This window comes from Syntrophales bacterium (assembly GCA_023228425.1).
Taxonomy (GTDB): domain Bacteria; phylum Desulfobacterota; class Syntrophia; order Syntrophales; family UBA2210; genus MLS-D.
Genome location: JALOBE010000003.1, coordinates 1 through 21739, shown reverse-complemented (window position 1 = coordinate 21739; position 21739 = coordinate 1). Strand labels below are relative to the sequence as shown.

The following is a 21739-nucleotide window of genomic DNA, read 5'->3' as shown; positions in this document are numbered from 1 at the left end:
TCATGGCCGGTAATACCTTCGGAAAAATCCTGAGGCTTACCACCTGGGGAGAATCCCACGGGGAGGCGGTGGGTGCCGTCGTGGACGGCTGTCCACCGGGCATCGCCCTCAACGAACGTGACATCCAGAGGGAACTCGACCGGCGGAAACCGGGGAGTGGCGGCGGGTCGTCGCCACGGCGGGAAGAGGACCGGCCGGAAATCCTTTCGGGCATTTTTGAGGGCAGGACGACGGGAACGCCTGTCGCGATTGTAATCAGAAACCGGGACCGGGACAGCTCCGCCTACGACAGGCTGAGGGATGTTTTCAGACCCGGTCACGGCGATTACAGCTGGTACCGGAGGTATGGAATCCGTGATCACCGCGGTGGCGGCCGCGCCTCGGGACGGGAAACCGCGGCCAGGGTGGCGGGCGGTGCCGTCGCGAAAAAAATTCTCATAAACGAGGGGATTTCCCTGTCGGCCTGCACAATCGAACTGGGCGGAATTGCCATCGGCTTCTTCGATGAAAGGGCGATCGGAGACACGCGCCTGTGCTGTCCCGACCGGGAGGCGGCACAACGGATGGAGAAGGTCCTCAAGGAGGCGCTGAACAGGGGTGACACCCTGGGAGGCCTGGTGGGTATAACGGTACGAGGCTGCCCCGCGGGCCTGGGAGACCCTGTTTTTGACAGAATGGACGCCGACCTGGCCAAGGCCCTCATGAGCATCGGAACGGTGAAGGCCGTGGAAATCGGCGCCGGCATCGAGGCCGCCCGCATGACCGGTTCCCGCTGCAACGACGCCATGGGGCCGGAGGGATTCCTCTCCAACAATGCCGGCGGAATTCTCGGAGGGATCACCACCGGCGCCGACATCGTCATCCGCGTGGCCTGCAAGCCTGTCCCCTCCATAGCGCTTCCCCAGGAAACCGTCGACAGGGAGGGGAATCCGGTGACCCTCACCGTGGAGGGGCGCCACGACACCTGCGTCATCCCCCGGATTCTCCCCGTGTGCGAGGCAATGACAGCCCTGGTCCTGGCCGATCACCTGCTTCGCCGGCGCGCCCTGGGGGTCCATAGCGGGTGACCCGACTGCTCCGGGGATACTAGATCCCCCAGCTCCCAAGCCCTCTGGGACTGCTTTCTTGTCATTTTTCAATTGACAAGCGTCCGGGGCCGTCCTAGGCTACGGCCGCAGTCAGCCGGGAAACGGAGTGGATATATGGCGGCGAGCAGGGACTTTGAAATAGGTATCATAGGCGGGACTGGAAAAATGGGGAGTTGGTGTGCCGAACTCTTCCGCAGACAGGGCTACGTGGTCCACCAGTCCGGCCGGTCGACGGGCATGACCATGGAGGAAATGGCACGCCGGTGTGCCGTTGTGGTGGTCTCGGTACCCATGGAATCTACGGCCGATGTGATCCAGCGTCTGGGGCCTCTCCTGGATGAAAGATCGCTTCTTATGGACCTGACCTCCCTGAAAGAAGAGCCCGTGCGGTTGATGCTCGCCTCGACACGGGCTGAAGTGGTGGGTGGCCATCCTCTGTTCGGTCCTCTTGCAACTCACCCTCTGGAACTTTCCATTGTTCTCTGCCCGGCCCGGGTTCACAGGTGGGCATCCTGGCCCGGTGAAGTGTTCTGGGCAGCCCGTGTTCAAGTCATTGAAACCACACCGGAACACCATGACCGTGTCATGGCCGTGGTCCAGGGAATGAACCATCTCAATACCCTTCTCATGTCAATGCTTATGGGGGAATGCGGAATCGGCAGGCAGGAGCTCGAGCATTTTGCCACGCCCCTGTTTCGGTCGAAGCTGTCCATGGTTGACAGAATACTGTCCGGAAATACAAGGATGTATGCTGGACTCATGACGGCTAATCCGCACGTCCCAGCCCTTCTCGATCGCTACAGCGCCCTGGTCAACGAACTGATCGGCCTGGTCGGTCGCGGCGACGGTACTGCTCTCGCGGAGCGTATGGACAGGCTTAACCAGGACAGGGATGCTCTGATTTAGCAAAAGTGATACCACCTGTTGACGATATAGTCCGGTTATGGACTTCCCGCGCAAATAAATTTTACATACCTCTAACTATCTGATTTATTGGTATAAATATAATGCCTAAAGAATGCTCAAAGAGGAAAAGTCCTTTATGTGTCAGCGGGATTCCTCTTTCCTCAACAGTGTTGTCCACAGGGTTGTCAACAATTCTGTTGATCGACGAAAGCCCCGTCATGTCTTTCCCAAGGTATTCCATGGCTTAAGGGAGGCCGTGAGAGGCTTAAAAAATATCGACTGTATCATTTCGGTCTCAAGGCGCTTTTTACGAGTGAGCTCGGCGAAAAAGAAGGAACCTCTTGTATTGTTGTCGTAATCCATCGATATGCCGCGGGATCGTAATGTATCATGGCCGGTCGTAAACTGCGTCGAATAGAGCGCAGGCTTTTGTGGCAACAAAAATCTTTTGAAGATGGGGAAACGGTGTCATTTGCCTTTGCGGAGGATATTGAGAAGGCTCATAGCAGAATTCCGCGAGGCCGGGAAGATGCCTTCCTTTGCGACCCGGACATCTTCTACGGAAAAGAAGGCCCTGGGGTTGAACTGTTGGACCATGCCGATAACCGTTTCCATTTCTTTCCGATCCACGACGGTGAAAATCAGTTTAACCGGTCCCGTGGATCCTGCAGCATCGACAACGGTTACGCCGTACCCCGCTTTTCTCAAGGAAGCGATAAGGTTCGTGGTCTCTATCTGGGTTATGATCCGGATAACCACTCTGCCCATGGCCAGTCGTTCTTCAAGGATAATGCCCACGAAATTACCGGTCGCGAAGCCGCCGGCATAGGCGAGATAGTACAAGGGACTGGCGAAGTTCCGAAAAATCTGGCTGATTGCCAGCAGCCAGATCATGAGCTCAAAGAAGCCGAGGATCGGAGAAAGGAACTTGAGACCTCGGGCTACGTAAATAATACGGATTGTTCCCAGAGAAACGTCGACAATGCGGGCTGAAAAAATCAACAGCGGGATGATGACCCAACTGAAGAAACTTGATTCTACTAAAGCTGTAAAGTCCATTGGTTTTCCTGGTACGGAGTTCAACCTCCCGGCCCGGCCGGGAGATGCTGCTCGTGACCGCGAGACACATGCCTTGCGTCATTTCGCGGAGCGAAGCGACGAGAAATCCTGCTTTAAAGACAGCTTCGTAAAATGGTACCCGCTGTATGGTCCCAGGCACTACGGCCGGATGCCTGATTGCGCTCTTTCCTCCATCACTGCGACGTACCTTCCGGTACGCCGCAGTCCCCAGGATGTGCGCGCCGTGCCTCGAGGAGCTTTGTACAGAGCCGTCCCCAGTCGGATGTTTATTCGACTTTTTTACGGGATCGTCAACACTGAAGCACCCGCCTCTGAGCAAGGGGGAGGCGGGTGCTTCAGGCTCTGCCTTGTCAGTGGTTATGCTGTTTTAACAGTGATTTTCTTCGGCTTCGCTCGTTCCGCCTTGGGAAGCACAAGCTTCAGTACGCCGTTTTTCACCACCGCCTCTATCCGGTTGTGGTCTATCTCGTCGGTTACCGTAAAGGACCGTCGATAGTCACCGGTTCCGTAATCGGCGTGCACCAGTCTGAAATCGGTGTGGCTTTCCGGCTCAACAGTTCCATTGATGGTGAGGACATCTTTTTCAATGATAATGTCCACGGATTGTTCGTCCACCCCGGGCATGTCGGCAAGCAAGGTGATGGACTCCATCGTTTCGAAGATGTCCACTCTGGGGACATAGACCGGCCTGTTCCTGATGTCTTCACGCTCCAGCCGGGCCTGCTCCTTCAATCCCTCCATTTCTTTTCCTGGCTCTATCATGGTAATCACCTCCTGCCTTACTCACTTTTGATACTGATTTTTCTCGGTTTTTCCTCTTCGATTCTGGGCAGTCGAACGGTCAGGACTCCCTTTTCATACCGGGCGTCGACTTTTTCGCTGTTGATACTGAAGGGGAGCCGGATTTTCCTCCTGAAGCTGCCGTAGGGTCTCTCCTGCCGGTGGTACTTCGCTTCCTCACCCACTGCTTCAAGAGACCTCGATCCGCTCAGGTCCAGTACATCGCCTTCGACGGAGATATCCATTTTTTCCAAGTCAATCCCAGGTATTTCGGCGGAAAGGATAACATCATTTTCGTTCATCCACAGGTTCACTGCGGGATAGTTCTGATAACGTGATGTCCCGCTTCTCGAAAAGAGTCGACCGCTTTCACGTTGCCTTCGATCGAGCTCACTCCAGAGATCAGGCATCCAGTCAAAACCCCTCAATCCTGTCAGCCACATAACACTGCCCTCCTTTATCTATTTTATTCGCGCAAGAATTTGATATTGTTAAACATGCTATTTCTATAAATAATCACTATATCCCCGCTGTCAAGACACGGCGCCGCGGCCCTTTTCCCTGTTTCCCTGACACATCTTATCAAAATTGCCCTACAGACAGGGAAGACGTTACAGAATACATATATATAAATATGTTACAATCATGACGGTTTCGTAAAAAGTCCGGATGCCTGATTGCGCGTTTTTCTTCGTCACCGAGGGGTACCTCCCGGTACGCCTCAGTTCCCGGGATGTGCGATCCGTGCCTCAAGGAGCTTTTTACAAAGCCGTCCTCTGTCGGAGGTTTTACGACTATTTACGGGACCATCGATCATGGAGGAGGACACGATGAAGGAATATCTCTATCTCGACGACTACAGCATAGGTGAGCGGATGACTTCACCGGCACGGACACTGACGGAAGCGGACATAGTCAATTTCGCCGGGCTTACGGGGGACTGGGCACCGCTCCACACGGATGTGGAGTACGCGGCGACGACACCCTTCAAGAGCAGAATCGCCCATGGAATGCTGACTCTGAGCATCGGCATGGCACTTCCCTTCAGGTTGGGACCCTACTCGAGCTATCTTCCGAAATCTTTCATTGCCTTTTATGGGATGGAGCATGTACGCTTTACAGCCCCTGCAAGGATCGGAGATACGATCCGCTGCGAGGTGGAAGTAATCGATATAACCGACAAGGGGCCGGACAAGGGAGTATTGACCGTTCGTATTCACATCATGAACCAGAGGGACGAGCTGCTTGTTTCCAGTGTCCTGAAACTCTTCTGTGGGAAAGCGCCCCGTTGAGTGCTCGTTCATTCGTCAAACATGTTCTGATTTTAAAAACAGAGACTTTTTGAAAGGAGATTGTTGATGGGTAGTACAGACGCCAAACCTATGTCCCGGGCCCGGAAGAAGGAACTGGAACTGGAGGAAAACCGGCAGCACTGGCTGGCGGAAGAGAACAAGATATATGAACTCTGGGAGCGGGCATACAATCCCGGAGGGCAGGCTCAGAACGACCGGCTTGCGAAGCAGGGCAAGAAGCCTGCCCGCCAGCTCATCCGACGGCTCATCGATCCGGATACGGAATTTTTCGAACTGAGCCGGGGTGCCGGATTCGGCATCGGTTACGAAGGCATGGAGGATGTTCCCTCCGCCGGTCTGGTTACGGGTATCGGCAAGATTCACGACAACTGGGTGATGATTCTTGCCAATGACAGTCGGGTGACCGCCGGGGCCTATTTCCCCGTAAGCTGCAAAAAACACCTTCGGGCCCAGGAGATTGCCGAGCGATGCGGCCTGAACTTTGTCTATATAGCCGATTCCGCCGGGGCCTATCTGCCTCTTCAGGACAGGATATTTCCAGGCCGGAACCAGTTCGGCCACTTCTTCTACAATATGACGCGCATGTCGGCCAAGGGGCTGAAGCAGTACACGCTGAGTACCGGGGGGAACACCGCCGGGGGAGCCTACATTGTCTATCTCGCCTGTGAAAGCATCATGATTGAAGGTATGTCCTATTCCTTTCTGGGCGGGCCTCCCATGGTGGAATCCGCCATCGGAGAAAAGGTGAGCATGGAGGATCTGGGCGGCGCGCGGGTACACACGCAGATTTCCGGCGGGGCCGACCACTTTGTAAAATCGCAGGATGAAGGGATCGAAAAGCTTCGGGAGCTGCTTTCTTTTGATCCGCGTCAGACGCTTCATATCGATCGGCGCAAACCCGCCGATCCCAGGGTTCCTCCGGAACACCTCTACCAGATTCTGCCGAAAGAGACATCGAAGGGAATCAACGTCCGTGAAATACTCGCCTGCATCGCCGACGACAGCTATTTCTCCGAGTACAAGCGAGCCTACAACCCCGGGCGTGGCGACAACATTGTCTGCGGAAAGATCTATCTGAAGGGTATCCCCGTGGGCGTCATCGCCAGCAACAACAACGGAGTTATCTTCGTGGACTCGGCACGGAAGGCCATAGAGTGGGTAATACGTTGCTGTACCATGAAGATTCCCATTCTCTACATACAGAATTCACCGGGCTATATGGTCGGCACAGAAGAAGAGTACGCCGGAATCGGGAAGTACGGGTCAGGCATGGTGCGGGCCTGCGCCTGCGCGGAGGTTCCCCGGATTCAGTGGGTCATCGGTCCGGATCACGGCGCCGCGAATTTTGGAATGTGCGGGCGGACCTTCGACCCTCTTTTCATCTTCGCCACCATGCGGTCCCGGACGTCCGTCATGTCGGGGAACACGGCCGGGTTCATTCTTACGAGCCTTGAGCGTGCAAACCGAAGGAAGCGCGGGGAGGAGATGGACGAGGAAGCGGCCCAGGCATTTCAACAGATGATGATCGATAAGTATGATCGGGAGGCCCACCCCTTTTACAATGAAGCCCGGCTTTTCAATGACGGGACGCTGCCGCTGAAGGACTGCCGCGACGCGCTGGCGCTGGCCTTCGAGGTTTCGCTTCTGCAACCGATCAAGGAGTCTCATTTCGGAAATTTCAAGTTCTGAAAAAGACGGCTTCGTAAAATGGTATCGGAGGTATACCTCCGATACCATAGCCGGACGCATAATTGCGCTCTTTCCTTCATCACTGCGGCGTATCTCACAGTACGCCTTATTTCTCAGGATGCGCGCGCCGTGCCTCAAGGAGCTTTTTGGACTTCTTTTTACGAACTCGTCAAAAATGCCGGGCCGTCGCGTGTACTGTGGGCAAGGCGGTTGAAGAACCATCACGTGTGTCACTTTTCGACTATTCTGTCGCCGATTTAACTGCTCTTTGCCATTGTTTTAACGTTTTTTGCCTTCGTTTCTACTGCTTTTTGCCATCTTTTCTGCTGCTTTTTCATCGTTTCTACTACCTTTGTCGTCGTTTTGACCGCTTTCCTCCGTCATTTCGACCGAAGGGAGAAATCTTTCACAATGACGATTGAAAAGCAAGATTTCTCGTCGCTTCGCTCCTCGAAATGACGGGATATGGGTACTCCCCGGAATGACGGTGCCTCGGCGTTCTTCGGAATGACGATATTCAAAGGGATCGTTTCGGCCGGGGAGAGACATGGTGAAGCGATGGACAATTCCTCGTCGCTGCGCCCCTCGAAATGATACAAGGTAAAGATTTTCAGGTGTTTCCACTTTTACGATTCATTTCCTTGATTACTTCATACGCCTGTGAGAGACTACGTACGACTATCGCTTTGGTCATGGGGGTACCTCCTTTGGGGTTTTGGGATATCATCGGTGGTACCCCTTTCTTGCCAACGACACAAGATATGATACAGTACCCTTTCACGATCGCTTCCGGCATAGCATGGTCATTGTGTGGTATCGTGTTCCTATGATCCGGGACAAGGTCAGCAAGGAGATGATGATCTATGAAGGTTATTGATTTCCACATTCACATCGGAACAAAAGACCAATTCACGCCCTGGGTGGTGGATTTTTTCGGGGAGACGAACCCGCGCTACCTGGAAGAATTCGCGGACGGAATTACGCCGGAACAGGCTATTGCCTTTCTGAAATCTCATAATGTGGACCGTTCCGTTATCCTGGCGGAATACGCTCCCCGGGCGTCAGCATGGGTGACCAATGAGTTCGTATCGGAGTTCAGCAAGGGCCACGATGAGCTTATTCCCTTCGGTTGTCTGAACTTCCTGGATGAACGGTCCTATGAAGAGCAGGCCAGATACGCCGTGGAGGAGCTGGGCGTGAAGGGTTTCAAGCTGCTTCCGTCCTACCAGCACTTCTGGCCCGATGACCAGAGCCTGTTTCCTTTCTATGAGTATGTTCAGTCGCTGGGCATGCCTATTATGTTTCACACGGGAACCTCGATTTTTCACGGTACCCGTATCAAGTATGCGGATCCCTTGCTACTCGATGAAGTGGCCGATCAGTTTCCTGACTTGAACATCATTATGGAACACGGAGGGAGAACCTTCTGGTACGACAGGGCGGCCTGGCTCATTCGCAAATACCGGAACATGCACATCGGGATCGCGGGTATCGCGACCAGGCGCCTGCCTGAATTTTTTCCCCGGCTTGAGATGTCGAGCGACCGTTTCATCTTCGGCAGTGACTGGCCCGGTGTGGCCGACATCAACGGGCTCATCGAGCGGGTCCTGGCGCTGCCGTACAGCAATGAAACAAAAGAACGGATACTCTACCGGAACGCGGAGCGGGTCTTGGGAATCGCCTGACAGCACAACACGAGGGCGGAAATCTTTGAAAAACTGCCTATGGGACCTGTAAAGGCGATCTCTTGTGTTGTCTCGACCGCTCCCATGGCCATTTAGGCCGCCCCCATCGGTCATTCCGACCGCTCCCATGGTCGTTTCGACCACCCCCCTCTGTCATTTCGACCCCCCCTCTGTCATTTCGACCGTAGGGAGAAATCTTTCACAGCGACGATTGACGGCCGCGTACCATGGTACCGGAGGCAAGACCTCCGGCACTAAAGTCGGATGCTTACAGGATGTGTGCGCCAATTCTATAGCAAACAGTCATGGCTTAAGGTCTCGGACGGTCGTTCTGATAACGTAGTCTTACCATGTGGCCCGCGATGGTTTACTGAAGCCGTCGCGGGCCGTCTTATTCGAGGGGCGTAATGCCATGCTGAATGGCGAACTTGATAAGTCCCGAAATGTCTTTTATTCCAAGCTTGTTCATGAGCCGGCTTCGGTATGTTTCGATTGTTTTTACCGAGAGAAACAGAGTTTCCGCTATTTTCGCGCTGGTTTTTCCCTCCACGACGAGCTGCAATACTTCACGTTCCCTCGTACTGAGAACCGACAGGGGGTCCTCCAGGCCGTCCTTTTTCTCAAGGAGGGCGGTAGTGACATGATCTGAGATTTTCGCGCTCAGGTAGCGGCGGCCCGTGTGAACCTCATTAATTGCCGCGAGAAGTTCGCGGCCGGCCGACTCTTTCAGCAGATAGGCGCTCGCTCCCGCCTTCAGTGACCGAAGGACCGATTCCGACGAAGACTGCATCGAGAGCATGATAACCCTGGTTGACGGGCATTCTTCGCAGATCTGTTCCGTGGCTTCAATGCCGTTCAAGTCGGCCATAAGAATATCCATGATGACGATGTCCGGATTGAGTTCTTTTACCTTTTTCACCGTTTCGCGGCCGTTAGAGGCTTCACCGATGACGGTGATGTCGTTCGCCTCGAGCAGGTATCGAAGTCCATCGCGAACGATGGTATGATCGTCGGCCAGAAAAACCGTAATACTCATAGCGGTACCTTTACAGAAATCTTCGTTCCTTTTCCTCTTTTCGATTCAATGGTGAAAGAGCCGCCGATCATTTCGGTCCTCTCGGTCATGGTCATGAGGCCCCATCCCGTATGGCCGTCCGACTTTTTTCGATCCGCGAGATTGAAGCCGATACCGTTATCGGTGATGCTCAGCGAAAGCATGCCCCGGGAGACGCCCATGGTAATAATTGCCAGAGTGGCCTCGGCGTGTTTGTGTGTGTTGGTCAGAACCTCCTGGACGATTCGAAAAATGTTATTCTCTATCGACGGGGCTGGACGGGGATCGATATCGTCCCCCTCGATGATCACGTCTATACCCGTTCGGGCTGAAAAGTTCTTGCCGTACCATCGGACGGAAGCGACGAGGCCATATTCATCCATGTCCGGAGGTCTGAGGTCCGCCATGAGACTGCGGGTGAGCTCCGTTGTCTGTTCAACCAGCTTCAGTGAATCTTCCAGGAGGTGCAAGGGCATCGATTGCAAACAGGTATCAGGAATCGCATCCTTGAGTATGGTCAGGTTTATGCCGACCACGGTGAGATTCTGCCCCACCTGGTCGTGGAGATCGCGGGCGATTCTTCTCCGTTCCGCCTCCTCCGCCTCGGAAAGCTGCATGGAAAGAACCCGGAGCTGCTCACGTTGATCCTCAAGAGTCTTCTCGATGTTTTTACGCTCAGTTATATCCTGCGCGGTGCCGAAGAGCCCCTGGATGCTTCCGTTCTTTCCATACTCAGCCTCTCCCGTGGTGAAAAGATAGCCTGTGGACCCGTTGGGACGAATGATTCTCACTTCCGTGCCATAGGGTTTCCCCTTGAGAGCCGCCCGCGTCAACCGTTTGAAGCGCCGCCAGTCATCGGGATGAATGCAGGTTTTTGGGTCAATGTGGAAGGGTCTGCCATGAGTCGACTCGAGGAGCAGGATTCGAAACATTTCTTCGGACCACAGGGACAGTTTCGTCTCCGCGTTGTACCGCCATGAACCGATATGAGCCAGTTCCTGGGCCTTCTCAAGATCTGCAGTGATCCGGCGCAACGCGTCATCGGCTTTTCTGCGTTCAGTGATATCCCTGCCGATGCCGAACCTTCCCAAGGCAACTCCTGTCGCGTCATGCCGGGTCGTGACGAGGAACTCGACCGGGATTCGCCTCCCGTCATGATGGATGATTTCCGCTTCGTAGGGTCCCGTCTCCTCGCCTCTGATGCCTTTTCTGAACCTGTCCAGGGTCGATTGCACAAACTCCGGTGCCACGAGGCAGGTGAAGGGTTCTCCCATCAGTTCATTCATTGAATAACCCGTGACTTTTTCGAACCGAGGGTTGACATAGGTGTAGGTTCCCCTTCGGTCGACGATAAAGATGAGATCCAGCGTGGATTCTACAAGATTGCGGTAGATTTCTTCGCCGGCCCGGAGCGCCTCTCCTGTTGTGCCGTACTTTCTGTCCCGCAGCTGTGGTCCATCTGTCTGCCGGCGACGCCCGGCAAGTTCATCGGGCCGTTGCCGTTTTGTTGTCGCGTTGCTTTTCATCTGTTCTGCTGAAGGCTTTCGTATTCAGTCCGTGAGAGGGTGTGGCCGCAGTTTTCACAGACGCAATACTTGAGTATGACGGCGCATCCCAACATCTCCGTCCTTATTACGGTGTCGCATGGAGTGTCTCCCAGGTTTGTCCTGGATTTTATCGCGAGCCGGGTACTTCCACAGCGGGGACAGACCGGCCGTGGTTTAGGGGCATCCTTGCCCATGCTGAGCCACGCTCCTTTCTCCCATGACGGTGGTCCTTCTTGTTAGCATGGATTTGATTATGAATCCAGTCGGCGTCCGGCAGGCGTCCGTCCTGTTACAGGCCGGCAGTGAAGGGCAGCATGTAGCAGGGAAGGGACAGGGTTTCCTCGAAACCCAGTTTCCGGGCAAGAGCGCAGGAGGACCGGTTTGAAAGAATGCACGCCCAGGCTGGCGTGAGCTTTCTTTCAAGGGCGTAGTCGATGAGGGCTGAACAGGTTGCCGCGGAGAAGCCCCGGCCACGATAGTTCTCGGCGGTCTCCATACCCAGTTCGAGATATGCGGTGCTGTAAAATGAACAAAAAGCAGCCGATACGGTTTTCTCGTCGACCTTCAGACAGAATCCCTTTGAATATTTTTTAAAGTCTTCGTAGTTGTTCCAGAAATACTTCGGTACCACGTGCCCGTCGAAGGATGAAAATTCATCTTCGCCCAAGGGGGAGATGTTCTGATGAAGCCGGGCCAGTTCATCATGGTTGAGTCTCTGAAAGTCCCTGTAGCGCTGACGGTCAAAGACGAAATTGATCCTCCTGTTCAGGACTACATCGTCTTCATGGCGTTCGATACAGGCCGCAACGTCCTCACTGCTGAAATCAATTTCCGCGAGGCGGGGACCGAGGCTTTCGGCGATTTCGGTACACCAGTCGTCGGGGTGGACGAGCAGGTATTCTCTTTTCGAACGGTGGCGGCCTGCGTTGAGCATGAACTCACGCAGGTCTTCGTTGAAGCGCGGCGCGCCGGGGGACCCGACAAGCAGTGACATGCCGTAGGGATGGCATATGTAAAAAGCCGAAGGTTCATCGAGCTTGTCGACGAAGACGCGACCCGCCACATAGCCCCCTGTGACCGCTTCCGCGAAAAGCCTGTTAAAGGGAACACCCGCAAGGGCTTGTTCAACCCTGTGATAGCAGTCAGGTTTCAAGTCGTACATTTCACGCGCCTTCCTTACGGGAAACCTTTAAGGTCTCAATTATTCTGAAGATTTTCACACAGCATCTGTCTTTCGGGCGGTTCTCCTCCATCGGAGAAATCCAGTTCACCAAAAATCTCCTCGTTGTGCTGCCCCAGCAGAGGTGAGGGCATACGGATCCGACCGGGGGTTCCGAACATTTTAATCGGAATGCCCGGAATTTCAAGTGTGCCGAGTGTAGGATGTTCGACCTTCACGATCATTTCCCGGGCCCTTGTGTTGGGATGGTTAACTACCTGGTCGATCTCGAGTACCGGAGCGCAGGGAATTCCCGCATCGGCGAGCATGCTTTCAAGTTCGCCGCAGGCATGTGATTCAGCCCACTCGCGCATAACCGGCTCGATGATCGAAAAGTAGTTATCGCAACGCAATCCGATGTTCGCGAGCCGTTCATCTTCGAGCATATCGGGCCGTCCCATCACATGGCAGAGTTTTTCCCAGAGAGCGTCGCTTGACGCGGCGATGACCAGATAATCGCCCTCCTTGCACCTGAACATGTCGAAAGGAGTGGTGAAGGGATCGATGTTTCCTACCCGCCCGTGCATGGTGCCGGTCATGGTGTAGGCGATGATCGCCGCTTCAAGGATCGAGACGACTGTGTCCGTCATGGCCACTTCAACCATTTGGCCGACTCCGGTCTCTTTACGTTTGTACAGAGCCATGACGATGCCCAGGGCAAGGTATGTGCCTGTGAAGTTGTCGCCGACGGCGGGACCAACCTTGACGGGAGGGCCGTCGGGGTAACCGCATATACTCATCAACCCGCCCAGGGCCTGGGCGATTATGTCATAAGCGGGTCGGTCACGAAAGGGGCCGTAGGAACCGAATCCGGACGTGGCCGCGTAAATGATCCGCGGGTTGACTTCCTTGAGGACTTCGTAGGAGAGTCCGAGTTTTTCCATGGTTCCGGCTTTGAAGTTGTTGACAACCACGTCCGCGGTTTTCACCAGTTCCTTGAATACCCGTTTCCCTTCCTCACTCTGCAGGTCCAGGGTGATGCCCTTTTTGTTGCGGTTGAGAAAAGCGTAATATCCACTGTCGTTGATACCTGTCCGGCCTTCCCTGAAGGGCGGCCACCAGCGGGTTCCATCACCGGTCACCGGCCTTTCGATCTTGATCACTTCCGCTCCGTGATCAGCCAGGTTCATGGTACAGAAGGGTCCATTGTAGGCGATGGTGAGGTCCAGAACTCTGACTCCTTCGAGAGCCATTCCCTGGCTTGCTGTACTTATCATTACTGTTTCCTCCTTCTCAATCTCTCTTCATGCCGTGTTCTTTCATCCGGCGCTCAACAAAACTCCTTTCGTACCCTGATCCGCCGAGGGACAGCAGGTGTGCCGTTTCCATTTCCATGACCTGTTCGAAACTGCTGTGCAGACCCTGATCGATGGCCGCCCGCGCGAATCTCAGGGACATAGGGGATCGTTTGCCGATTACCTCGCAGAAGGTGTTCACGCGCTCTTCAAGCTCTTCGGGCTTCACCACATAGTTGACCAGGCCGATGCGGCAAGCTTCACGGGCGTCGATAAACTCGCCGGTAAGGGCCAGTTCCTTGGCTTTCCCCAGGCCGACGACCTGGGAGAGCAGCTTTGTCCCCGCCTGGGTTATGGACAATCCGATGCCCGTTTCGGGAAAGCCGAACTTGGCGGTTTCATCGGCAATGCGGAAATCGCAGCTCAAGGCGAACTCGCATCCCCCTCCCACGGCATAGCCCCTGCACATGGCGATAAGCGGCTTGTTCAGTTGTAATGTCTGGCGCTGGATATCCTGCAGCCTGTCCACCTCGGCGATCCACTGTTCGAAACTCTTACCCCCGGCGGTTTCCTTGAGATCTTCTCCGACGCAAAAAGACGATCCCCTGCCGGTCATCACCACCGTTACGACTTCGGTATCCTTTTTCGCCGTCAGCAGGTGCCTGATGAAATCATCCAGGAACCGACCGTTTATGGCATTGAGCCGGTGAGGGCGGTTAAAAATAATAAAACCGACATTACCTTTTCTTTCGTAAAGAACAGCATCTTCTTTCACATTCACAGCGGGGTTCTCCTTTTTCTCAGATCATATCCCGGCGCAGCAACCGGCCGCGTCGGGGGGTAGTCTCATCACAGCAATATGTTCACCAGCACGAGGGCGAAGCCGGGAACGTACGTTACCAGAAGGATCACAGGGATTGCGCCAAAGATCATAAAGACCGATGCCGGCTTTATATATTCGTTGAGCGGCAGATTGCCGCCTATCATCCCCGCGAGGTACAGCATGGGCGCGCAGGGAGGCGTTATATTGCCCAGGGAGAGATTGACAACCGATATGGCAGCGAAATGAACCGGTTCGATTCCAACCGATACCGCGATCGGCAACAGGAGCGCCGCCGACAGAATGTTGCCGGAAACATCATCGACCAGCATTCCCATGAGCAACAGAATCACGTTGAGCATCACCAGGACCATCACCTTGTTCGCGGTTACGGTAAAGATCAGGTCCGTCAGGACCTGCGGTACCTGATAGGTAACCATGATCCGGCTGACCATGAGAGTAAAAAACAGGAGAACCATCACCACGCCGGAGGTTATCATGGAGTCCCGTAGGTTTTGGCTCATCCCCCTGAAGGTCATGGTTCGGTGGGCCAGGAAGCCTACGAGCACCGCATAGACGGCTGAAATGGCCGCTGCCTCGGTAGGAGTGAAGATGCCTCCGTAAATGCCTCCCAGCACCAGGACCGGCATGAACAGGGCCCATCCGGCATGTATGGCTGATCTTCCAATTTCCCTGACCTGTGCCGCCAAGTTGATTTTGGGGGCCAGTTGAAGATTCTTAAATTTCCGGCACATGATCATGTTAATCACGCAATATATGGTCATCATCATCAGGCCGGGAATCAGCGTACTTAAAAATGCCGCCAGGATTGATATCTGGGCTGTCATGGCAAAAACGATCATGGGTATGCTCGGCGGGATCAGCAGTGCAAGCATGGAAGAACAGGCTACCAGTCCCGTGGCGTAGCCCCGCGGATAGCCCTGTTTGACCATTTCGGGAATCATCACCGAGCCGATGGCGGCGATGGCCGCTGCGGCGGAACCCGAGATCGCGCCGAAAACGGTACAGGCGACAACGCAGACCATCCCCAGCCCGCCCCGTACCCTGCCGAGAAACGACTGGGTGAAGGCGATCAGGCGGCTTGAAATATCGGAATCTTTCATCAATGAGCCGGCCATTATGAACAGGGGCAGGGCCATCAGTGTGTAGGACTCCATGTTGCGAAATGCCGCCGGTATGGCAAATCGAGGGTCCAGGCCCGTTACGAAAAGTATGGCGAAGCCCCCGAGCCCGAAGGCAAATCCAACGGGTACCCCCAGAAGCATCATGATAACCACCAGGACCATTGCTATTACTATGACTGTCATGATTTACCTCCCGAGGAGACACCGGAGTAGTTGATAAAGGACTCCAGATTTCTGATCATGTTGGCCACGGAATACAGGGTTATCAGCACCGCTCCGATTAACATGGAGCCGACGCTGTACACGCGCGGCCACCAGAGTCCCGTAGTCCTCTCTCCGGTGCCATGGAGCCACAGCGAGTAGCGCGCCGCGTGACACAGGAGCAGCACGCAGGCCACCAGGCTCAAGGTCCAGGTGATTGTTTTGAGGAGCGCCCGGGAGCGTTCATTCGGAACCAGGCGTGCCGCGATGTCCCCCTGAACATGACCGTCATTTCGGGTACCCAGAACGGCGCCGAAAAAATACAACCATACCGCGACCAGACGGGAAAACTCTTCCAGTCCGAAGAGGGGAACCTTGAATACATAGCGCAGCAGTACCTGCAGAACGATCGTCAGAGTCATGATTATGGCGCCAGTTATGATGATAGCCGAGATTCCCCTGTCGAGGCCGCTATCGATATATGTCAGGGCTGTCGTAACCTTCTGCCTCATGGGACATTTCCTTTTCCCGGGATAAGGAGGGGCGCGTCGGCGCCCCCCTCCCGTACCCGATTAGGCGCTTTTTGGAAGCCGTGCCGTTGAGCCGTTTCTAGTCGAGCTTAGTGGCGAACTTCTTGACTTGTTCCATGAGTTCTGAACCGAGCAGTTCGTTTTCGATCTTGGGCCAGGCTTGCTGTCTCACGATCTTTGCGGCTTCCATCCACTCTTCTTTGGTGGAGATGTGTACCTGGATGCCCGCATCCTCTAGTTTCTTGAGAAAATCCAGCTCATCCTGTTCAGCGGCATGAGCCTGGTCTGCCATGACCTTATCGGCCGCCTTGAGCAGGATCGCCTGATCTTCCTTGGAGAGCGTGTTCCACAAATCAAGGTTCATTGTGAGAAACCAGTATTCAAAAGCATCCCGCGCGAGGACATAGCTTCTGAGCGCGTCACGCATGACATAGGCTTCCACCGCGGGACAGGCGGACCGGGCGTCAACGATGCCTGTCTGCAGGGCCGTGAAGGTTTCCGAATAGGCGATTGGGGTGGAGATAAAGCCGAGGGAGGGAATGTAAACCTCAAAAATACGAATAGGAGCAACCCGCATCTTGATGCCCTTGAATTCAGCCGGTGTTTTCGGCACGGTGGTCACGCGCTTGGCAAAGGCAAAGCCGTCCCAGGCGTTCAGATAAATCCCCAAGACCTTGAGTCCTATTTGGGAATAGAGGTCGTCGAAAATAGGGGTAAGCCATCCCGTGGAACCGATGCCTGCCCGGGCCTCGTCCCAGGATTCAAAAAGATAGGGCATGAAAATAAGGTTTGTCTTGGGGTCGTAGGAGGTGGAGCCTGCATTGAGGCCGATTTCAAGGGTGCCCATGCGATTCGACTCGATCTGCTCCATCCAGTCACCCAGGGCACCGGCCGGGAAATACTGCATCTTGATGCGGCCATTTGTTTCCTTTTTCACCAACTCGGCAAATTGTTTGCATCTGTCGGTGGCGGGATGATCTTCCGCGATGCCCTGGGTTATCTTCCAGTTGTAGTTCTGGGCGTTAAGGCTCGCCGGCATCACTATCAGTGCCAGGGCCGCCATGACCAGCATCGTCCCGGTAATCAGGGCCGCTGATCGTTTTTTTTCTGAACGTTGTGTAAGCATTCCAATCCTCTCCTTTTCTGCAGAATGTTGGTTTCCGAAGCTCGTGCCTAATAAGCTGTGACGCTGACATCTCTTACCAAACTACTGCCGATTGGCTTCCGGACCATGACAGGTTTACCCGCAAGTGTGCCTGCCGCCGGTACCCTCCCTAATTTGAATGCCGAGCAACCCTCCTTTCGTCGTATGCGCGTCCGTGAGCGCTGTTTATTTTCGAGGCAGAAGCCCCTGTCCCGATCACCTCCGACCGAAAAACGCTACAAATATAACGAACGGTCGGTAGGTTATGCTGTAAAAAAAGTCATCCGTCTCGTTTCAATCCGTTGAAGACCATCGTTGTGATACTCTCTATAATTTCGTCTTTTGAAAGGGATCCAAGAGGGTTGAACCACTGGGAGATCTGGGTGCACATGGTGACGATGGCATTTGCCATGACTCTCGGGTTGACGTTTTTAAATACTCCCTCCTGGATTCCCCGCTCAATTATGTCCTTCATCTGTGTGTCATATTCATCCCGCATTCTAATGACTGAGCGCAGGTTGTCCGCCGTGAGTCCTCTCAATTCCGAGTCGGATACGATAACCTCTTTCTGTCGAACCATGTGAAAACTCAAATGGTTCCGAATCATCGCCACAAGCCGCTCTTCAGCGCCTTCAAGGTCCTTGAGACAGTTCTGGAGACTTTCATTCAGGCTCTCCATCGTTTCCTTGAGAATGTCGAAGAGGATCTCTTCCTTACTCATGTAGTGATAATAAATACTGGATTTTTGAATGCCCGCCCGTTTCGCGATGTCACTGATACTGCAGGCATGATATCCTTTCTGGTACATGAGCTGAATGGCGATGGTCTTTATTTTTTGCTTCATGTCAATCGGCAATTCCTCCATTCAGAAATTCCTTAAGTGATCGAACGGTCGGTCAGTTGAATATGATTCAACCGTACATCCAGCGGAAGAACCAAGTCAACCTTTTTTTGTAGACCTTGAAAAGTCCAGCTAAGTAGTGAATAATTAATCATTATACGGCACGATTTGATCGTTTTCGGCCTGTGGGGGAATCATGAAAATTTTTGTGGGGGAACTATGACGACCTCGCAAAAGGTCGAGAAACGTCCCATTGAGGACGCCCTCAAGACCTTCTAAAGAATCCCCGGCGGCTCCTTACAACTGCCACCTCCGTCCTTTTGACTGTTTCCTCAATTCTCTCAAATGACGGAACGTAACCATGTCTTGAAATGACGGTTTCCCGGGCGTTTCTTGAAATGGCCGTGCCGTTGGGTTCTCCTTGAAATAACGCAGTGCCCCGGGTATTCCTCGAAATGACGGAATGCAACGGTCTCGCTTCGCAAAAGGTCTGCGGGTACGACGCGGGCGGCAGGGATCAGGTGTGTTCCGCGGGACGGAACCGGGGAAGGATCAGCGTTTCTGTCACGTCATCCCAGACGATTTCGACGGGCATGTCGCAGACAACCGAAGCGGGGCTGCAGTCGACGATATTTGTCAGGAAGCGCGGTCCTTCCTCCAGCGTCACCAGTGCCACGATATAGGGCAGGTCATGGGCGAACGCAGGGTCGTAGGCAACATGATAGACCACGTAAGAATAGACGGTTCCCCGGCCGGAAGCCCTGATCCAGCCCGCGTTGCGTGAGAGGCATTCGGGGCAGAGGAACGACCAGGGCATGCGCAGACATCCACAGTCTTTGCAGGACTGGATCCTGAATTCCCGGTTCCGGCATCCTTCCCAGAAGGCCTGTGTATCGGCGCTCATTCGTGGTACGGGTTTCGCGCGGGTCGTCATGGTTGTTACCCCTTCTTCAGAATGTAGCAGGCGTGGCTCTGCAAAATCCCGCCGTTGTCGCTGCAGAGGATAATCTCCGGCGGTTTGTTTCCCGTCGCGGGTCCGAGTTGCCGATCTCCGCAGCGGCCCATGAGCTGCATAACCCCTTCCGTCAGGGGGGTCATGCCCATCTGATAGGCTTCTGAAAGCTGTCCCCCCGATGTATTTACCGGCATGCGCCCGCCCGGTTCGATGGTGCCTCCCTGAAACCAGTCCCTTCCTTCGCCGGGTTTGAAGAATCCGTAATCCTGGAGTGTGATTTCTACTGTGTAGGTGAAGCAATCGTAGATCTGGCAGGCGTCGACGTCCTCAAGGCTGATGTCCGCCATGCGCAGGGCATCTTCACAAGCCCGAACCGCGCCGGTCGGACCTGCCAGGTGGCGTGCCGGAGCAAGGTCGGAGGAAGGGTTGGCCATTCCCATTCCCATGATGGTTACCGGTCTGTGGGGCAGATCCCGGGCCCGTTCGGCCGTGGTCAGAATGCAGGCCCGACCGCCGTCCGTCACGAGGCAGGCGTCGGCCTGCCGGAAGGGTTCCACCACCAGGGGCGAGAGGTCATAGTCTCTTTCATCCATGGGCTTATCCCGCATCAGGGCCCGGGGATTCAAGGCGGCCCATTTTCGCTGCCCCAGGGCAATCGCTTTCCATGTTTCCGGTCCCGTGTGAAATTCATGCATCGCTCTCCGCGCCGCGAGGGCGTATCCCGCCACAGCTCCGAAATGGCCGAAGACGACGTCATCACCGACGAGGTTCGATAGCATCCATTCCATTTCGCCGCCGGAACGGGCGCTGTGGCCGTAGGAAATCAGCACATACTTGCACAAACCCGCTTCAAGCACGCCAACTGCGTGCATAAGGTGGTTGCGGGATCAGTTGGCGTCCTGGGCGAGGTAGGTCGGCTCCATTCCCAGGTGTTGGGCGACCATGTAGGGGGTGACGTCTTTTTCTTCTCTGGTTGTCGGAAAATGACGGTAACAGATCAAGCCGTCGATGTCGTCCCGTTTCAGTCCCGCGTCGGCGATGGCATTGGCGCAGGCCTCCAGATGGAAGCTCAGAGTCGTCCGTTCCGGAATGATACCCTGGGGTGTGTAGCCGACGCCGACGACGGCATACCTGTCTTTCAGGCTCATGGATGAATCCTCCCTGTATCGTCTCAGGCTGCGTTGTTTCCTCAGACAGCGTGACCCGCCGCTCCACGTGGCCTGCGGTACCATTGTACGAAACCGTCAGGGTTCGCTCCGGAGAACGGCTTGTCTGTCACACAGCCCTTGCCGATCGATGAAGAGAATTGTATCATCAGTCACCTGAAAAAGGACAGGAGAATTACCCACGAAGGGGTCATTGGCAGACATTTTTTCGACGTTCCAGCCTCGTCGCCGGGAGGACGGCACCTGTGAAAAAGATACCCATCGGAATAAGCACCTGCCTTCTTGGAGAGAACGTTCGTTATGACGGAGGCCACAAGCTGGACCGGTTTCTCCGGGATACCTTGGGACGATACGTGCGCTATATCCCCGTTTGCCCCGAGGCGGACTGCGGCATGGGCATTCCCCGGGAATTCATCCGACTGGAGGGCAGCCCGGAATCACCCCGGCTGGTTACCGGCCGGACGAAGGTGGATAAAACGGACATGATGGTCTCCTGGGCGAAAAAAAGGCTGATTCAGCTTGAAGGCGAGGACCTCCACGGGTTCATCTTCAAAAGCGGTTCTCCTTCCTGCGGTACGGAGCGGATCAAGGTGTACGACGACAAGGGCCTGCCGGTAAAACGAGGCACGGGTGTTTTCGCCCGGATGTTCATGGATCATTTCCCTTCGGTTCCCGTCAAAGATGAGAAGCGCCTTCATGACGCGGACCTCAGGGAACATTTCATCGAGAGAATATTCGTCCTGAAGCGGTGGCGTGACACACAAAAAGCCCCGCCAGGTCGCGACGCCCTGGTGGGCTTTCACGGGCGCCACGGACTGCTTGTTCTCTCACACAGCTCTACGCACTACAGGGCCATGGAAAAACTCGTGGCGGACCGGAAGCGCCTGTCACGGCAGGAACTGTACGAAGGCTACGAGACCCTGCTCATGAAAGCCATGGAAATGAAAACCACGGTGAAAAAAAATGTCACCGTGCTGCGGCACATACTGGGATATTTGAGACGGAACCTGTCGTCTGATGAAAAAACAGAACTTCTGGAAGTCATCGAAACGTATCAAAATGGTTTTTTGCCGCTCATTGTCCCGATCACCCTCATCGGGCACTACGCCCGGAAATACGGTCAGCACTGCCTGAATGAGCAGGTCTATCTGAATCCCCGTCCGCGGGGACTTCAGATGTGCGACCACCCGTGCCAGGATCCGGCGCGGCGGACTTCCGGTTGACCGGGACCGTCGAAAAGCCTGTCGAGCGTGTCCTCACGGCTGTTTCTCCCTGATATTTCCGGCGTCCTTCCCGTCCTCACGGCCGTTTCTCCCTGATATTTCCGCACCCTCCCCCCCG

At 54.8% G+C, this 21739-nt stretch carries 23 protein-coding genes; 6 read left to right on the top strand and 17 right to left on the bottom strand.

The window, feature by feature from the left end; all coding sequences use genetic code 11:
• Window positions 1-2: 2 nt before the first annotated feature.
• Window positions 3-1067: a chorismate synthase gene (gene aroC, locus M0Q23_01800; GenBank protein MCK9527383.1), complete on the top strand. Its 1065-nt coding sequence runs from the start codon at window positions 3-5 to the stop codon at window positions 1065-1067.
• 135 nt (window positions 1068-1202) lie between these two features.
• Window positions 1203-1994: a prephenate dehydrogenase/arogenate dehydrogenase family protein gene (locus M0Q23_01795; protein ID MCK9527382.1), complete on the top strand. Its 792-nt coding sequence runs from the start codon at window positions 1203-1205 to the stop codon at window positions 1992-1994.
• A 468-nt stretch (window positions 1995-2462) separates the two neighbouring features.
• Here M0Q23_01795 and M0Q23_01790 read toward each other — a convergent pair whose 3' ends face one another.
• The 3 genes from M0Q23_01790 to M0Q23_01780 form a co-directional block, all read right to left on the bottom strand.
• Window positions 2463-3053, bottom strand: a complete 591-nt coding sequence (locus M0Q23_01790; protein ID MCK9527381.1) for a DUF2179 domain-containing protein — start codon at window positions 3051-3053, stop codon at window positions 2463-2465.
• Between the two features lie 378 nt (window positions 3054-3431).
• On the bottom strand, window positions 3432-3836 hold the full coding sequence (locus M0Q23_01785) for an Hsp20/alpha crystallin family protein (protein ID MCK9527380.1): 405 nt from the start codon (window positions 3834-3836) through the stop codon (window positions 3432-3434).
• Window positions 3837-3853: 17 nt separating this feature from the next.
• Window positions 3854-4297 (bottom strand): Hsp20/alpha crystallin family protein, encoded by a 444-nt coding sequence (locus M0Q23_01780; GenBank protein MCK9527379.1) that lies wholly within the window; start codon window positions 4295-4297, stop codon window positions 3854-3856.
• 387 nt (window positions 4298-4684) lie between these two features.
• On the opposite strand from M0Q23_01780, the gene M0Q23_01775 reads away from it, so the two are divergent.
• A complete protein-coding gene (locus tag M0Q23_01775; GenBank protein ID MCK9527378.1) occupies window positions 4685-5146 on the top strand; it encodes a MaoC family dehydratase N-terminal domain-containing protein in 462 nt (153 codons plus the stop codon).
• Between the two features lie 66 nt (window positions 5147-5212).
• Complete coding sequence (locus M0Q23_01770) at window positions 5213-6856, top strand: hypothetical protein (GenBank protein MCK9527377.1); 1644 nt, start codon at window positions 5213-5215, stop codon at window positions 6854-6856.
• A 279-nt stretch (window positions 6857-7135) separates the two neighbouring features.
• On the opposite strand, the gene M0Q23_01765 is transcribed toward M0Q23_01770, so the two are convergent.
• Window positions 7136-7480 carry a hypothetical protein gene (locus M0Q23_01765; GenBank protein ID MCK9527376.1) on the bottom strand — a complete coding sequence of 115 codons (345 nt, stop codon included), beginning with the start codon at window positions 7478-7480 and terminating at the stop codon, window positions 7136-7138.
• Between the two features lie 239 nt (window positions 7481-7719).
• Between M0Q23_01765 and M0Q23_01760 the strand changes: the two genes are divergently transcribed.
• Window positions 7720-8541 carry an amidohydrolase family protein gene (locus tag M0Q23_01760; GenBank protein MCK9527375.1) on the top strand — a complete coding sequence of 274 codons (822 nt, stop codon included), beginning with the start codon at window positions 7720-7722 and terminating at the stop codon, window positions 8539-8541.
• 391 nt (window positions 8542-8932) lie between these two features.
• Here the strand turns inward: M0Q23_01760 and M0Q23_01755 are convergent, their stop codons facing one another.
• The 13 genes from M0Q23_01755 to M0Q23_01695 form a co-directional block, all read right to left on the bottom strand.
• Entirely contained in the window at window positions 8933-9577 is a 645-nt protein-coding gene (locus tag M0Q23_01755) for a response regulator transcription factor (protein ID MCK9527374.1), read from the bottom strand.
• Window positions 9574-11121, bottom strand: coding sequence for a PAS domain S-box protein (locus tag M0Q23_01750; GenBank protein ID MCK9527373.1), 1548 nt, complete (start codon window positions 11119-11121; stop codon window positions 9574-9576). The genes M0Q23_01755 and M0Q23_01750 overlap by 4 nt, the downstream gene beginning before the upstream one ends.
• Window positions 11118-11336: a hypothetical protein gene (locus M0Q23_01745; protein MCK9527372.1), complete on the bottom strand. Its 219-nt coding sequence runs from the start codon at window positions 11334-11336 to the stop codon at window positions 11118-11120. Before M0Q23_01745 ends, M0Q23_01750 begins: the two co-directional genes overlap by 4 nt.
• 95 nt (window positions 11337-11431) lie before the next feature.
• A complete protein-coding gene (locus M0Q23_01740; protein MCK9527371.1) occupies window positions 11432-12304 on the bottom strand; it encodes a GNAT family N-acetyltransferase in 873 nt (290 codons plus the stop codon).
• A gap of 35 nt (window positions 12305-12339) precedes the next feature.
• Window positions 12340-13578: a CoA transferase gene (locus M0Q23_01735; protein ID MCK9527370.1), complete on the bottom strand. Its 1239-nt coding sequence runs from the start codon at window positions 13576-13578 to the stop codon at window positions 12340-12342.
• Between the two features lie 16 nt (window positions 13579-13594).
• Window positions 13595-14377, bottom strand: coding sequence for an enoyl-CoA hydratase/isomerase family protein (locus M0Q23_01730; GenBank protein ID MCK9527369.1), 783 nt, complete (start codon window positions 14375-14377; stop codon window positions 13595-13597).
• A gap of 68 nt (window positions 14378-14445) precedes the next feature.
• Complete coding sequence (locus M0Q23_01725) at window positions 14446-15744, bottom strand: TRAP transporter large permease (GenBank protein ID MCK9527368.1); 1299 nt, start codon at window positions 15742-15744, stop codon at window positions 14446-14448.
• Complete coding sequence (locus M0Q23_01720) at window positions 15741-16274, bottom strand: TRAP transporter small permease (GenBank protein ID MCK9527367.1); 534 nt, start codon at window positions 16272-16274, stop codon at window positions 15741-15743. The genes M0Q23_01725 and M0Q23_01720 overlap by 4 nt, the downstream gene beginning before the upstream one ends.
• 97 nt (window positions 16275-16371) lie before the next feature.
• Complete coding sequence (gene dctP / locus M0Q23_01715) at window positions 16372-17418, bottom strand: TRAP transporter substrate-binding protein DctP (GenBank protein ID MCK9527366.1); 1047 nt, start codon at window positions 17416-17418, stop codon at window positions 16372-16374.
• A gap of 298 nt (window positions 17419-17716) precedes the next feature.
• Window positions 17717-18280, bottom strand: a complete 564-nt coding sequence (locus tag M0Q23_01710; protein ID MCK9527365.1) for a TetR/AcrR family transcriptional regulator — start codon at window positions 18278-18280, stop codon at window positions 17717-17719.
• Window positions 18281-18794: 514 nt separating this feature from the next.
• Window positions 18795-19211 carry an OB-fold domain-containing protein gene (locus M0Q23_01705; protein ID MCK9527364.1) on the bottom strand — a complete coding sequence of 139 codons (417 nt, stop codon included), beginning with the start codon at window positions 19209-19211 and terminating at the stop codon, window positions 18795-18797.
• A gap of 5 nt (window positions 19212-19216) precedes the next feature.
• On the bottom strand, window positions 19217-20104 hold the full coding sequence (locus M0Q23_01700) for a thiolase family protein (GenBank protein ID MCK9527363.1): 888 nt from the start codon (window positions 20102-20104) through the stop codon (window positions 19217-19219).
• Window positions 20105-20119: 15 nt separating this feature from the next.
• On the bottom strand, window positions 20120-20380 hold the full coding sequence (locus tag M0Q23_01695) for a hypothetical protein (GenBank protein ID MCK9527362.1): 261 nt from the start codon (window positions 20378-20380) through the stop codon (window positions 20120-20122).
• Between the two features lie 263 nt (window positions 20381-20643).
• Here M0Q23_01695 and M0Q23_01690 point away from each other — a divergent pair, with 263 nt between their 5' ends.
• Complete coding sequence (locus M0Q23_01690) at window positions 20644-21621, top strand: DUF523 and DUF1722 domain-containing protein (GenBank protein ID MCK9527361.1); 978 nt, start codon at window positions 20644-20646, stop codon at window positions 21619-21621.
• The last annotated feature ends 118 nt before the right edge of the window (window positions 21622-21739 follow it).

Coding starts and splice junctions, on each gene's coding strand:
- aroC (MCK9527383.1), top strand. CDS start 3: ATGGCCGGTAATACCTTCGGAAAAATCCTGAGGCTTACCACCTGGGGA.
- M0Q23_01795 (MCK9527382.1), top strand. CDS start 1,203: ATGGCGGCGAGCAGGGACTTTGAAATAGGTATCATAGGCGGGACTGGA.
- M0Q23_01790 (MCK9527381.1), bottom strand. CDS start 3,053: ATGGACTTTACAGCTTTAGTAGAATCAAGTTTCTTCAGTTGGGTCATC.
- M0Q23_01785 (MCK9527380.1), bottom strand. CDS start 3,836: ATGATAGAGCCAGGAAAAGAAATGGAGGGATTGAAGGAGCAGGCCCGG.
- M0Q23_01780 (MCK9527379.1), bottom strand. CDS start 4,297: ATGTGGCTGACAGGATTGAGGGGTTTTGACTGGATGCCTGATCTCTGG.
- M0Q23_01775 (MCK9527378.1), top strand. CDS start 4,685: ATGAAGGAATATCTCTATCTCGACGACTACAGCATAGGTGAGCGGATG.
- M0Q23_01770 (MCK9527377.1), top strand. CDS start 5,213: ATGGGTAGTACAGACGCCAAACCTATGTCCCGGGCCCGGAAGAAGGAA.
- M0Q23_01760 (MCK9527375.1), top strand. CDS start 7,720: ATGAAGGTTATTGATTTCCACATTCACATCGGAACAAAAGACCAATTC.
- M0Q23_01755 (MCK9527374.1), bottom strand. CDS start 9,577: ATGAGTATTACGGTTTTTCTGGCCGACGATCATACCATCGTTCGCGAT.
- M0Q23_01750 (MCK9527373.1), bottom strand. CDS start 11,121: ATGAAAAGCAACGCGACAACAAAACGGCAACGGCCCGATGAACTTGCC.
- M0Q23_01745 (MCK9527372.1), bottom strand. CDS start 11,336: ATGGGCAAGGATGCCCCTAAACCACGGCCGGTCTGTCCCCGCTGTGGA.
- M0Q23_01740 (MCK9527371.1), bottom strand. CDS start 12,304: ATGTACGACTTGAAACCTGACTGCTATCACAGGGTTGAACAAGCCCTT.
- M0Q23_01735 (MCK9527370.1), bottom strand. CDS start 13,578: ATGATAAGTACAGCAAGCCAGGGAATGGCTCTCGAAGGAGTCAGAGTT.
- M0Q23_01725 (MCK9527368.1), bottom strand. CDS start 15,744: ATGACAGTCATAGTAATAGCAATGGTCCTGGTGGTTATCATGATGCTT.
- M0Q23_01720 (MCK9527367.1), bottom strand. CDS start 16,274: ATGAGGCAGAAGGTTACGACAGCCCTGACATATATCGATAGCGGCCTC.
- dctP (MCK9527366.1), bottom strand. CDS start 17,418: ATGCTTACACAACGTTCAGAAAAAAAACGATCAGCGGCCCTGATTACC.
- M0Q23_01710 (MCK9527365.1), bottom strand. CDS start 18,280: ATGAAGCAAAAAATAAAGACCATCGCCATTCAGCTCATGTACCAGAAA.
- M0Q23_01705 (MCK9527364.1), bottom strand. CDS start 19,211: ATGACGACCCGCGCGAAACCCGTACCACGAATGAGCGCCGATACACAG.
- M0Q23_01700 (MCK9527363.1), bottom strand. CDS start 20,104: ATGCACGCAGTTGGCGTGCTTGAAGCGGGTTTGTGCAAGTATGTGCTG.
- M0Q23_01695 (MCK9527362.1), bottom strand. CDS start 20,380: ATGAGCCTGAAAGACAGGTATGCCGTCGTCGGCGTCGGCTACACACCC.